Source organism: Cystobacter fuscus (genome assembly GCF_044360685.1).
GTDB classification, from domain to species: Bacteria; Myxococcota; Myxococcia; order Myxococcales; family Myxococcaceae; genus Cystobacter; species Cystobacter fuscus_C.
In genome coordinates this window covers 8,106,020-8,118,491 of sequence record NZ_CP043491.1, presented here as the reverse complement: position 1 = coordinate 8,118,491, position 12,472 = coordinate 8,106,020, and the positions used below count along the sequence as shown (strand labels likewise).

The following is a 12,472-nucleotide window of genomic DNA, read 5'->3' as shown; positions in this document are numbered from 1 at the left end:
CGCCGACGACGATCCTCATCCTGAAGGAGTCCGTGCAGGGCGCGGTTTCGGCCCTTGAGACGCTCCTGGGTGGGCACTCAGCGCTTGACGGCGTAGTGCAGCAGCACCACGCCACTCAGGTACGTGCGGGTGCCGAGCAACTCGAGTCCGACGAGCTGGGAGAGCCGCGGGGCGACGGCCTTGCCCGAGCCAATCATCACCGGGTTGACCTTGATGAGCACCTCGTCGATGAGGCCCGCATCGAAGAGGGTCGTCGCCAGGAGCCCTCCGCCGCACAGGTAGATGTCCTTGCTGACGCTCAGTTTGGCGGCGCGCACGATGCGGCTCATGTCCTTCTGCTGGCCCGGACGCGATTTGAGTTCCCTCACGAAGCCGACGGCGTCGTCCCGGACGAGGTTCACTCGGGGGGAGGGACTCTCCTTCATGGAGCGCGAGCAGACATGGGTCTCCATGGAAGGGTACGGGTCCGTGACGCCCACCTTCAGACCGAACTCGTAGGTGCTTCGCCCCATCACCACGGTGTCGTACGCCGAGGCCAGGTCATCGAGGTAGTCCATGACGTGGTCGGGGGGGGAGAGGTGGGGGAAGAAATCGGTCGAGTCATCCTCGCGGGCGATGAAGCCGTCGAGGGTCATGGCCACGTGGTACTTGAGCTTGCGCATCTGGGCTTGCATGGGAACTCCACCGGGGTCCTGGACTCCGGGATGAAGGGGGGAGACCGGTGGGCCCAGCTTACTGGACCGCCAGCCCCGCGAGGGCCCGCCGGGTCCCTTGCCCCTGGGCATGACAATGGATTCCTCCATCCTCCGTACTGCTGGAGGACAGGAGCATCGTGCTCCGGATGGAGGATTCGCACCATGCTGGACCTGCACATCGATCAGCGCTTCAAGCGCACTTGGGACTTCTTCGTGGCCAACGCCGCCGCCCTGCTCCTGGGCAGCCTCGTGGTCCTGGCCGGCTCGATCGTCGTCATCCCAGCGCCCTGGTTCGCCTTCAACCTGCTGCAGGAAACCCTTGAGTGCATGCGCACCGGACGCCCCGTGCGCTGGCAGGCGGCCTACGATCGGCCGGGCAATTTCCTCAGGAGCTGGGGCCTCGCCCTGGCCATGGGCATTCCCATCGCCCTGGGCTTCATGCTCTTCGTGGTGCCGGGTGTGCTCCTGGCGCTCTTCTGGTTGCATGCGCCGCTGCTCGCCGCCGAGGGGCGTCCGGTCCTGGAGTCCCTCGGCGAGAGCGGCCGCATCTTCCAGCGTCGCAAGGACTGGGCCTCGTACTTCATCAACTTCCTCGTCCTGGTGGTGCTGTCGGCCGTGGCGGGAGCCACGGTGCTGGCGTGCCTCGTCACGCTGCCGCTTTCCCTCATCTATCTGGCCTACTGCCACACCGACGAGCTGAGGCTGGGGACGGTGCCGCCGCCGTCCGAGCGGCGGATCATCGTGTGAACCCGCGCCGTCCCGCGGTGGCCGCGCCCAGAGCAGGCATCGCGAAGGGGCTACACGCCCCCGGCTCCGTCATGGTGTCGTCCAGGAGAGGGCGACCTGGGCGCCGCCATCCGTCGGAGCCGCGCTGAGGGTGGGCGTCGCCGCGGACGGCCGGAGGAACAGGAGGCTGCCAAGGCTCGCCGCCGCTCCGGCTCCCATGAGAATCCACCCGGCGGCCTCGAAGGCCCTGCCCTGGGTCACGGTGGCGTTCAATTGCTCCCGCGTGGTGACGGAGGCCTCGCCCTGGCGGAGTTGCTGCTCCAGTGACTTCGCCCGGAGCCAGGACAGCGCGCCCACGACGGCGGCGCCCCCTCCCGCGATGGCCACTGGCACCCGGTAGGGCGAAAAGCGATCACCCTGGGAGGGTTGTGCGGAGACGCTGGGCAGGGGCACCTCCGCGGGCTTGTCCGGAGGGGGAGGCGCCTTCGCGGCCAGGGAGGCCTTTACCCGGGTGCGGACCTTCTCCAACTGGGCGGTGATCTTGGGCGACACATCCAGGGGAATCTGCGCATCCGGGGAGAGCGTCAACGCGCGCTCGAAGCACTGTTCCGCCAACCCTGTCTGCTGCGCCGTCTCGTAACGCAGCACCCCCTCCAACAGGGAGATGGTGACCAGCTGCTCGGTTGTATTGGCGGGCCACTTCGCCGCCTTCTCGAGCATCTGCAGGGCGTCGTTGTATTTGAACTTCTCCCGCAGCTGCGTGGCCTTGGCGATATAGGGATTGTCGTGCTCCTTGGCCGCGGCCCAGGACGCGCTCCAGGGGGCGCTCAGGACGAGCAACACTCCACACACCGCTGCCTTGCTCCTGCTGCCTGGTCCTCGCGAATGGCTGTTCATGTGTTGGGGCAGGCCCCCCTGCGCGGGCCTCTGGGGGGGTTGTCCATGAGCCCATATCCCCATGCCGGACCACAGTCCACTACCCCGTGCCGCGTCGAGGACGGCAAAACCAGGGATTTCTGTTGCGAACACGTTGCTTGTCTGGCGGCTCGTGGCGGACGGAGCCGGGTGGCTCCGCCTCGTTCCCGACAGTGTGTGGAAGTGGGTGACTCCCTGTCCCGCCTCTGCTAACGAAAACACGAAGATTCCCTCGCTCGTGGCGCATGGAAGGAGTGATCTGTCCGAATGAACCTGGGCAGGTACCAGCTGATGGGCAAACTGGCCTCCGGCGGTATGGCGGAGGTGTACCTCGCCAAGGCCGCGGGCCCCATGGGCTTCGAGAAGAAGCTCGTGGTCAAGCGCATCCTCCCCCATCTGGCCGAGGACGAGTCGTTCATCGAGATGTTCTTCGCCGAGGCCCGGCTCGTCGCGCGGCTGGACCACCCCAACATCGTGCAGATCTTCGACTTCGGTGAGGCCGATGGCTCGTACTTCCTCGCCATGGAGTACATCGACGGGCTCAACCTGCGTGTACTCCTCAAGCGGGTGCGCGCGGCCGGAGAGCGGCTGCCGGTTGCGTTGTGCGCGAAGATCGTCTCCACGGCCTGCGAGGGGCTCGCCTACGCTCACGAGTTCGTGGAGCCCGACACCGGGAAGCCGCTGCACCTGGTCCACCGGGACATCAGCCCCGACAACATCCTCGTGTCCACCCATGGGGCGGTGAAGCTGGCGGACTTCGGCATCGCCAAGGCGGCCAATCAGCTACACCGCACGCAGACGGGCATCGTCAAGGGCAAGGCGTCCTACATGTCGCCCGAGCAGCTCCAGGGCAAGCCGCTGGATGCGCGCGCCGATCTCTTCGCCCTGGGCGTGGTGCTCTACGAGCTGCTCAGCGGGCGCAAGCCCTTCGAGGCCGAGAACCCGACGGGGATGATGCTGGCCATCCTCCACGAGGAGCCCATTCCCGTGACGCGCTACCGGGAAGATGTTCCCCCGCGCGTGCAGCAGATCCTCGCGCGGACCCTCGCCAAGGAGCGGGACGCGCGCTACGCGAACTGCCGCGAGCTGCAGCTGGACCTGGAGCGCTACCTGCGCACCGTGGACGAGCCCGTGGGTCCCGTCGACATCTCCCGCTGGGTCGCCCGCTTCTCCTCGCCCGGAGCGCCCGAGGCCAACAAGACGCCCAACGCGAAGCTGCTGCTGGAGACGCCCTCGCTCGCCGCGCCCGTGAGCACCCGGGTTTCCCCCCCATCAAGTGAGCGCACGCGGCAGGGGAACGACACCGAATCGCCCGCGAGGGCCCCCACGCTCGTGGAGGAGCCGCTCTCCGCGGGTGATTCCACCCGGACCGATCCGACCCAGCCCCGAGCACCAGGTGCTGCTCTCTCCCGATGGACGGGGAGGGTGGTCCTGGGCGTGTCGGTGCTGGCCCTGGCGTCGGTGGGCTTTGGTGTCTGGCGGGTGACCCAGCCGACTCCGGCTCCCGTTTCTTCCGTGGGCCTGGTGGAGTCCGCGAGCCCTCGTCCCGAGAACCCCGCCAGGCCCGAGGCCGGGGTGGGTCCTTCGCCCACGCCTCCCGTGCCCGTCCCATCCCCGCCCGGCCCGGAGAAGAAGGCGTCCGCCTCCGCCGAGTCCCAGCCGCCCTCGGCCACCGCGCCCACGCCGCCGGAGCCCGAGCCGTCAGCGCCCGCCGCGCTCCTTCCCGCCTCCTTCCGGGTCGAGTCCAACCTCCCTGGCCTGGTGCGGGTGGGCGGCAAGCCCTTTGGAGCCACCCCCGCGGACGTGAAGGGCCTCACGCCTGGCCGGGTGAGCGTGGAGGTGTTCGACAAGCAGCAGGGCTTCTCCAAGAAGCAGACCTTCGAACTCAAGCCCGGCGACAATGGCGTGCTGCGGTTCACCATTGGCAAGGGGCGGTTGTCATTCCTCGTGCTGCCCTATGCCACCGTGGTGCTCGACGGCAAGACCCTGGGGGATACGCCCCTGCCTCCCGTGGAGGTCTACGAGGGCCGCCATGTCATCAAGCTCATCAATGACAAGCAGGGCGCTCCGGTGACGCGCGAGTTCGTGGTCAAGCCGGGCGACAACCCATTCATGTTCAACTACAACGCCCCGCGCTGACCCTGACACCCATGCCGAGCAAGGCCATCACCGTCGACCAGTACCTCGCCTCGCTTCCCGAGGACCGCCGCGCGGCTCTCTCCGCCGTGCGCGAGGTCATCCGGAAGAACCTCGATGGGGACTACGAGGAGGGCATGCAGTACGGGATGATTGGCTACTACGTCCCGCACACGGTGTTCCCGGCGGGCTACCACGTCGATCCGAAGCAGCCGCTGCCGTTCGCGTCACTGGCCTCCCAGAAGAACCACATGGCCGTCTATTTGATGTGTGTCTACGGCCAGCCAGAGCAGGAGCAGTGGTTTCGCGAGGCGTGGGCGAAGACGGGCAAGAAGCTCGACATGGGCAAGTCGTGCGTGCGCTTCAAGAAGCTCGAGGACGTGGCGCTCGGCGTGATTGGCGAGGCCATCCGCCGCATGCCCGCGAAGAAGTACATCGCGCACTACGAGTCCGTGATCCGGCCTCCGGAGAAGAAGAAGGCGCCGGGTGCCAGGAAGGACACCCCAGCGGCGAAGCGGAAGCCGGCGGCGAAGAAGCGCGCGAAGTGAGAGTCCGGCGCCTCACCCCCGATGGAGATGGCGCTGGAGGAAGCCCAGCGTCCGCTCCCAGCTGTCCTCCCAGTCCTGCTGTCTCATCATGTGGTCCGACTCCGGGTACTCGTAGTACTCGACGTGGGAGCCCCAGCCGGGCAGTCCCTGCCAGAGCGTCTGGGCGAAGTCGCGCGCCCAGTGCGGCGGGACGACGCCATCCCGGCCCGCGTTCACCATGAGCAGGGGGTTGCGCGCGCAGTCCCACGGACGGTGGACGGGTGCATGGCGCATCAGCTCGCCAATCTCCTCGGTGATGGGCCCTTCCCGGGGCGTCCAGTCCGGTGAGCCGAGCAGGGACACCGTGGCCTGGACCCTCGAGTCCTCCATGGCCACCGCCAGCGCGGTGTACGCCCCGAACGAGATGCCCACCAGCCCGATGGGGCCATGGCCCTCGTACACCACGTGGTCGATGACGCGGGACACCTCCCGGGCGGCCTCGCGGATGGCATGCAGCAGCCGGGCATGGGACTCGGGAGGGCCGAGCCGCTCCATCTCATCCAACCACGCGTCGCGCCGGGCCCCGTGGTGCGGAGCGTCCACCCCCACCGCGCTGAAGCCCCGGTGGGCGAGCAGGTTCAGCTCCCCCCGCTGGACTTCCGCGTGGGCGCCCAGCCCGTGCAGGACGAGGACGGCCGGAGCGGGCCGGGGCTCGACGTGCAGCTTGAGTACGGGAATGCGTCCATCCACCTGGAAGCGGTATTCGTCGGGCATGTGGCGAGTCTAGGCGGGGTGCCGCGAGCCATGCATCGCCCCTGGCGCCCGGGTGTGATAGCCCGTCCGGGTGAGCTCTTCCTTCAAGACCCTCGGCCTCTCCGATGAATCGCTCGATGCGGTGCGGCGTGCCCGCTTCGCCTCGCCCACTCCCATCCAGGCCCAGGCCATTCCTCCGGCGCTCGCCGGACGGGACGTCATCGGCTGCGCCGCCACCGGCACCGGCAAGACCGCCGCCTACCTGCTGCCCCTCGTCGAGCGGCTGGCGGGGGCTCCCGGCCCGGCCGGAGTGGTGCTCGCCCCCACACGTGAGCTCGTCCAGCAGATCGCCGACGAGGCCACCTTCTTCGGCCAGCCCCGGGGCCTCTCCCAGGCGGTCGTCATCGGCGGCACGGACGCGACGGCCCAGGCCGAGGCGCTCCGTCAGAATCCCTCCCTGGTGCTCGCCACCCCGGGCCGGCTGGCCGACCTGCTCCAGGCGGGTGTGGTGAACCTCTCCACGGTGCGTATGCTCGTGCTCGACGAGGCGGACCGCATGCTGGAGATGGGCTTCATGCCCGAGCTGGAGAAGATCCTCGCCGCGCTGCCCCGCGAGCGCCAGACGCTCCTGTTCTCCGCCACCCTGGGCCACAACGTGACGCGCTTCGCCCAGGAGGTGCTGCGCAAGCCCGTCCGGGTGGAAGTCACTCCGAGCGGCACGCCCGCCGCGCGCGCCGTGCAGCGGCTGTATGACGTGCAGTCGGAGGAGAAGTACCCCCTGCTGCTCACGCTGCTCGCGAAGGATCAGCTCAGCGCCATCGTCTTCACCCGCACCCGCGAGCGCGCCGAGAAGGTGCAGGGCTACCTCAAGCAGGCGGGCCACAAGACGGCCACCATCCACTCCGATCGCACGCAGGGGCAGCGCCGTCAGGCGCTCGCGGGTTTCCGCGAGGGGAAGTACCGGTGCCTGGTGGCCACGGACATCGCCTCGCGCGGGCTGGACGTGGAGGACATCGGCCACGTCATCAACTTCGACCTGCCGCACTCGCCCGAGGACTACGTGCACCGCATCGGCCGCACGGCGCGAGCGGGCGCGAGCGGGCGGGCGTCGACGTTCGTCACCGAGCGGGACGCGGAGACGGTGATCGCCATCGAGCGCATCACCCGCATGAGCCTGCCGCGCACCGAGGTGCCCCGGAAGGATCCGGTCTACGTCGAGGCGCTGGCGGCGTTCCGGGCCCGGAAGGAGGACGAGGACCTGTTGGACGCGCTGGACGCCCCGCGCCCCCGCGCGGCCGAGAAGGCGCCGGCCCGTCCTGCCCGTGCGAAGGGGGCGGGGAGCGAGGCGCGAGGCGCGGGCCATCCGCGCGAGCGCTCGGAGCGAAGGGGAGGGGAGTCCAGCCGCCGTGAGGCGCCGGGCCGGGCCGCGGGGGCCTCGCGTGGCGGCACGGGCCGGGCCAAGGGCCGGGAGGAGTCACGCGAGCGCGGCTTTGGCCGGGGCGCGGCGCCTCGTGGCGCGGCGAAGGCGGGAGGCAAGTCACCCCGGGCCGCGGGGGGTCCGGAACGGAAGGGTCCCCGCGGCGCCGGCGCGGCTCGCCCCGGTGGCCGGGCGGGTGGGCGCAAGGGCGGGCCCGCTCGTGGGTCGGGTGCGCCTTCTCGAGGACGGGGCGGCGGGGGACGGGGGCGCCGGTAGTCGAAGTTGATTCTTCGGGCACGTCCAGGGACACGGGTTGACACGTCGAAGGATGGGTTGACGCATCGGCGGTGCTGGCTGACACGTCAAAGCCATCCATGGCGATCTGGCCTCTCCTCTGCCAATGAGAGGCATGGTTGTTGCTGAGCCCTTTGGAAGACAACCCCCAAGAAACGATGGACACCCCCATGGAGAGGACCATGAAGAACATGAGACGTCTTGCGAATTCCGTCACGCTTTGCACCGGCATGTTGTTGCTGGCGGGGGCCCCCGCGTGGGCGCAGAAGGAAGAACTCTGGCTCGAGACCCAGAGCGCTACCCCCATCCGCGGCACGGCGGCGCTCAAGCGGGGCACGCCGTATCTCCTCACGATGAAGGGGACCTACAACACGTGGAAAACTCTCGACAAGACTGGCTCGAAGTCAGGCAAGCCGGAGCCCACGCCCATGTTCCCGAGCCCGAAGGGCGCGAACAAGCTGGTGGGGATCGACCCCGAGTTCGTCTTCGCGTGGCCCACGGACTCCAGCCTGGACAAGGGCTCGCAGCCCTCTCCCGTGAGAGCGAGCAGCATCCAGGTCAGCCTGGATGGTGGGAAGACGTGGAAGCACCCGTCGAGCACGGCGCCCTTCAACGCGACCGACCACGCGTACAACTACGAGCTGGCTGGAGACGACAACGCGCTGCAGGTGCGCTTCGTCGACAGTCCCTACAGTGACAACTACGGGCGCGTGCAGATCTCCGTGCAGCCCGCCGAGGAGCTGTGGCTCGACTCCCGGAGCGGCGCCCCCATCCGCAGCGAGCTGGTGCTCGAGAAGGGCAAGCCGTATCGCTTCACGATGCAGGGGACGTTCAGCGCCTGGGGTGGCTTCACCACCGTCGGCGCGAACTCGGGCAAGCCGGATCCCTCGCCCATGTTCCCGAGCCCCAATCGAGCGAATCAGCAGGTTGGCATCGACCCCGAGTTCGTCTTCGCGTGGCCCAAGGGCTCCGGTCTGGAGCGGAGTTCGGAGCCTTCTCCCCGGAGAAACACTGGCTCCATCGAGATCAGCCTGGACGGGGGGAAGACGTGGAAGCACCCGTCCAGCACGGCGCCCTTCAACGCGACCGACCACAAGTACACCTATGAGGTGAGCGGGGACGGCAACGCGCTGCAGGTGCGCTTCCTCGACAAGCCCTACGGCGACAACTCCGGACGCGTGCGGATCTTCCTGCTGCCCGGTGCCTAGCCTCATCTGCCCGGCCGTGGGGAGGCTGCTTCAATCCGGGGCTCATCAATCGTGGTAGCGTGTGCCGCCTGGTACGACCAGGGGGCCACCACGTTGCACGGTTTTTCGAGCCAAGAGCGTTCCACGGTGTTCGTCGTGGATGACGATCCCTCGGTGCTGCGCAGCCTCTCGCGCATGTTCCAGCTGGAAGGGTACGAGGTCGAGAGCTTCGAGCACCCGCGACAGGTGCTGGAGCGAAAACCCGGACGGCGTCCGGGGTGCGTGGTGCTGGACCTGCGCATGCCGGAGCTCAACGGGCTGGAACTTCAGGAGGAGCTGCGGCGCGCGGGGTGGATGCAGCCCATTGTCTTCATCAGCGGACACGGAGATGTGCCGGCGGCGGTGAAGGCCATGAAGGCCGGTGCCGTGGACTTTCTGCCCAAGCCGGTCGGCATGGCGGAACTGCTGGAAGCGGTGGAGCGGGCGTTGGCGCGGGACCGGGCGGCGGTGGCCTCCGAGCAGGAACTCGAGGCGCTGCGGCTCCGCTTCTCCACGCTGTCGCCCCGCGAGCGGGAGGTCTGCCAGTGGGTGGCGCGGGGGCTGCTCAACAAGCAGATCGCCGCCGAGCTGGGCACCGCCGAGCAGACCGTGCGCCTGCAGCGCGCCCGAGCCATGGAGAAACTGGCGGTGGACTCGGTGCCCGAGCTGGTGCGGCTGCTGGAGCGGCTGGGCTCACCGCCGTGAGGCCAACCACTGGGACACTTCGGCCAGCCGGGGGGCATTGCCGCGGTGTTGCCAGTCCTTCTGGGCCCGGGTGGCCAGCTCGAGGGCGCGAGGACGCTCCTGCTTCGACTCCCAGAGGGCCTGGGCCAGCACGAACCGCGTCTCCGTGGCCGCCTCCTCCGGCGCGAGCCGCAAGGCCCGCTCGAGCAAGGGCACGGCGGCCGCGGGCTTGCCGCGCGCCAGTTGGAGCAACCCCAGCCCGGTGAGCGGCTCCGCCAGTCCGGCGTGCTCTTCCGGCTGTTGTTGCAGGGCCAGGGCGCGATCCAACTGCCACTGCGCCTCCTCATACCGGCCCAGCCGCGTGAGGGCCCGGCCCAGCAGGGTGCGCGGGACGGAGAGCATCGGGAACTGGGGACCCAGCGCCTTCTCCAGCACCGCCAGCGCGCGCTCCAGCCGGGCCTTGGCTTCTTCATTCCGGCCCAGGTCGACGAGTGCACCCCCCAGGTTGACGAGCATGGCCGCCACATCCGGGTGCTCGGGCCCAAAGGTCTTCTCCTGAATGGCCAACGCGCGCTCGAACCGCAGCCGCGCGTCTTCATACCGGCCCAGGCCCGCCAGATCGATGCCCAGACTGGCGAGCACCTTGGAAACGTCGGGGTGCTCGGGGCCCAGCGCCTTCTCCAGGATGGCCAGGCCGCGCTCATGCCGGGCCCGGGCCTCCTCGTACCGTCCCTGGTCCAGGAGCACATTTCCCAGCTGGCTGAGCAGGGTTGCCGTCTGGAGATGATCGGGGCCCAGGGCAGCCTCCACGATGTTCAGGGCGCGCTCGTGCCGCACGCGGGCCTCCTCGAACTGGCCTAGCTCCTTGAACACGATGCCCAGGGTGGCGAGCGCGTGGGCGACCGACAGGTGCGTGGGTCCCACCGTGTCCCGCTGGATGGCCAGGGCGCGTTCGAGCCGCTCCCGCGCCTCCGCGTACTGGCCCATGCGCCGGAGCACGTTGCCCAGATCCGTGAGCGCCAGGGCCACCTGGAGGTGGCTCTTTCCGTGGAGCTTCTCTCGAAGGGACAAGACGTGCTCATAGCGCTCCCTGGCCTGCTTGAACTGGCCCACGTTCTCCAGCAGCCGGCCGCGCACCTGGAGCGAGTCGGCGCGAGTCGCCTCGTCTCCCGCCAGCTCCACCACCGTCTCCACCATCGGCTCCAGCCACTCGGCGTCCTTGGGGCGGGCCTGGCGGATGCCCACCAGCAGCAGCCGAAGGTTCCAGGCTCGCGCCACCAGCACCGCGTCCCTGCCCCTGGCCGCCTCGGAGATGGCCCGCAGCGCCGTGCTCTCGCTGCCCTTGTAGTCGCCCGCGCCCTCTTGCAGCTGGGCTCGGAGCAGCAGGGCTCGCGCATGCAGGGGCGCATGGCCCACCGGCTCCACCTGGGGCAGCAGCTGCTCGCTCAGCGCCAGCCCCTCTTCGTACTTTCCCGCCGAGAGCAGCACCGCCAGCGGCTCCACCTGCGCCTGTAGTGCCTCCACCCGCGCGCGCACCTGGGGATCCTCGGGAGGCGGCACCGCCGCCAACAGCGCCTGGGCATCCGCGCAGTACTCCAGCGGCGACAGCGCCTGCGCCACCTGCACCGCCTTGTCGACGAGTTCCGGATCCGGCCCGCGCCCCAGCAGTCCGGTGAAGGTCTGGAGCTGGCCGCGCCGCTGCTCCAGGCAGGCCTCCCTCAGGAGATCCAGGCGCTGGGAGCGTGGTGCCGCCGCCGGGTGCGCGGCCGCCACCTGGCACACTTCAATCCGCTGCTTCACCCAGGCCTGGGCATACCCATCCAGCAGCCGCTCTACGCGCCGCGCGGTGTCCTTCGCATACGGCAGCCCCGTGGCCTCCAGGGCCTGGGTGACGCGGGCCTTCACCGGCGCGTCCCATACGCCCTCCAGGCGATGCTCCAGACTCTCGCAGCCGGGGCCCTGCTGGCGCCCCCACGTCCAGACCGCCAGCCCCGCGAGCAGCGCCACCGACGCGGTCAGTCCGCCCATCCGCAGCCAGGTGCGGCGCCGCACCTCGGGATCGTCCTCCAGCCGCCGCAACACCTGCTCCAAGGAGCCAGGCCGCTGCAGCGGGTCGGGGTGCAGGCCCTGCGAGACCGCGCGAGAGACCCAGGCCGGTACCTGCGAGTCCTCGGGAGGAACCGGTGGCTGGCGCTCCTTGAGACGGAGGATCGAGGCCATCGAATCCATGGGGTAGGGGACCCGCCCATGGAGCGCCTCATGGAGCGAGGCACAAAAGGCATACACGTCACTGCGCACGTTCGCTGTCTCGCCTTGGAGCAGCTCCGGAGCCATGTACGCGGGCGTCCCCAGCACGGAGCCCGGCAGGGTGAGCGGCGCCTGCATCGCCGAGCTGGGAAGGGCGGTGCCAGGCGGCTCGGCGTCGTCCGGGACGGACCCGGCACGTGCCAGGCCAAAGTCCGTGACGCGCACCCGGCCGTCCTCGCCGACCAGGACATTGTCCGGCTTGAAGTCGCGGTGAACGAGGCCCGCCGCGTGCGCGGCCGCCAGCCCGCGCCCCGCGTCCAGATAGGCGTCAATCACCTGGCGCCAGGGCCGGGACGGAGTGTGCTGGCACCAGCTGCGCAACGTCTGTCCCTGGACGTACTCCATGGCGATGAAGACGGAGCCATCCTCGAGCGTCCCCGCGTCATAGACCGCCACCACGTGGGGATGATTGAGGCGGGCCATGCTCTGCGCCTCACGCACCATGCGGACCTGGGCCAACCCATCTCCTCCGCGGTCCGCCTCGCGCGAGTGCACCAGCTTCAGGGCCACGCGCCGATCCAGTCTCGCGTCATAGGCGGCCAACACCACGCCCATGCCGCCCTGCCCCAAGACGTCCAGCACGGTGTAGCGGCCCGCCAGGGTGCGCCCGGGAGCCACGTGCAAGCCCTCACCCCCTGACGCAGGGGGCGTGGGCCGCTCGTCCGCGGCGGGGGAGGGGCCCCTCCGCGGGCTGATGACCGTGCGGGCTTCCCCGGGGGCCGCCGTGCGCTCATCCTGCTCGGGCTCACTCATCCACGCAGCTCCTCGTCTGGTTCACGAATGGAAGCCAGC

Annotated in this window: 9 protein-coding genes and 1 pseudogene; 6 read left to right on the top strand and 4 right to left on the bottom strand. The window is 69.5% G+C overall.

The genetic code is table 11. The annotated features are described in order from the left end of the window. Positions 1–77: 77 nt before the first annotated feature. Positions 78–674, bottom strand: a complete 597-nt coding sequence (locus tag F0U63_RS33105) for a dihydrofolate reductase family protein (protein ID WP_395836129.1) — start codon at positions 672–674, stop codon at positions 78–80. A gap of 183 nt (positions 675–857) precedes the next feature. Here F0U63_RS33105 and F0U63_RS33100 point away from each other — a divergent pair, with 183 nt between their 5' ends. Beyond that, complete coding sequence (locus F0U63_RS33100; protein ID WP_395836127.1) at positions 858–1,442, top strand: hypothetical protein; 585 nt, start codon at positions 858–860, stop codon at positions 1,440–1,442. Between the two features lie 69 nt (positions 1,443–1,511). Here the strand turns inward: F0U63_RS33100 and F0U63_RS33095 are convergent, their stop codons facing one another. Beyond that, entirely contained in the window at positions 1,512–2,273 is a 762-nt protein-coding gene (locus F0U63_RS33095) for a hypothetical protein (RefSeq protein ID WP_395836125.1), read from the bottom strand. Positions 2,274–2,603: 330 nt separating this feature from the next. Here F0U63_RS33095 and F0U63_RS33090 point away from each other — a divergent pair. Both F0U63_RS33090 and F0U63_RS33085 read left to right on the top strand, forming a co-directional pair. After that, positions 2,604–3,480: pseudogene (locus F0U63_RS33090) on the top strand (serine/threonine protein kinase); the annotation flags it as partial. Positions 3,481–4,486: 1,006 nt separating this feature from the next. Next, a complete protein-coding gene (locus F0U63_RS33085) occupies positions 4,487–5,020 on the top strand; it encodes a DUF1801 domain-containing protein (protein ID WP_395836123.1) in 534 nt (177 codons plus the stop codon). A gap of 12 nt (positions 5,021–5,032) precedes the next feature. On the opposite strand, the gene F0U63_RS33080 is transcribed toward F0U63_RS33085, so the two are convergent. Next, entirely contained in the window at positions 5,033–5,773 is a 741-nt protein-coding gene (locus F0U63_RS33080; protein WP_395836121.1) for a dienelactone hydrolase family protein, read from the bottom strand. Between the two features lie 70 nt (positions 5,774–5,843). Between F0U63_RS33080 and F0U63_RS33075 the strand changes: the two genes are divergently transcribed. The 3 genes from F0U63_RS33075 to F0U63_RS33065 all read left to right on the top strand — a co-directional run bounded on the left by F0U63_RS33075 (position 5,844) and on the right by F0U63_RS33065 (position 9,394). Then, positions 5,844–7,445, top strand: a complete 1,602-nt coding sequence (locus F0U63_RS33075) for a DEAD/DEAH box helicase (protein ID WP_395836119.1) — start codon at positions 5,844–5,846, stop codon at positions 7,443–7,445. A 209-nt stretch (positions 7,446–7,654) separates the two neighbouring features. Then, positions 7,655–8,671: a hypothetical protein gene (locus F0U63_RS33070; protein WP_395836117.1), complete on the top strand. Its 1,017-nt coding sequence runs from the start codon at positions 7,655–7,657 to the stop codon at positions 8,669–8,671. A gap of 126 nt (positions 8,672–8,797) precedes the next feature. Beyond that, positions 8,798–9,394, top strand: a complete 597-nt coding sequence (locus F0U63_RS33065; protein ID WP_395836115.1) for a response regulator transcription factor — start codon at positions 8,798–8,800, stop codon at positions 9,392–9,394. Here F0U63_RS33065 and F0U63_RS33060 read toward each other — a convergent pair. Beyond that, the gene (locus F0U63_RS33060; RefSeq protein WP_395836113.1) at positions 9,383–12,433 is read right to left on the bottom strand and encodes a tetratricopeptide repeat protein; all 3,051 of its coding nucleotides are present in this window, start codon (positions 12,431–12,433) and stop codon (positions 9,383–9,385) included. The genes F0U63_RS33065 and F0U63_RS33060 overlap by 12 nt on opposite strands. Between the last annotated feature and the right edge of the window lie 39 nt (positions 12,434–12,472).

Coding starts and splice junctions, on each gene's coding strand:
- F0U63_RS33085 (WP_395836123.1), top strand. CDS start 4,487: ATGCCGAGCAAGGCCATCACCGTCGACCAGTACCTCGCCTCGCTTCCC.
- F0U63_RS33100 (WP_395836127.1), top strand. CDS start 858: ATGCTGGACCTGCACATCGATCAGCGCTTCAAGCGCACTTGGGACTTC.
- F0U63_RS33080 (WP_395836121.1), bottom strand. CDS start 5,773: ATGCCCGACGAATACCGCTTCCAGGTGGATGGACGCATTCCCGTACTC.
- F0U63_RS33070 (WP_395836117.1), top strand. CDS start 7,655: ATGAGACGTCTTGCGAATTCCGTCACGCTTTGCACCGGCATGTTGTTG.
- F0U63_RS33060 (WP_395836113.1), bottom strand. CDS start 12,433: ATGAGTGAGCCCGAGCAGGATGAGCGCACGGCGGCCCCCGGGGAAGCC.
- F0U63_RS33105 (WP_395836129.1), bottom strand. CDS start 674: ATGCAAGCCCAGATGCGCAAGCTCAAGTACCACGTGGCCATGACCCTC.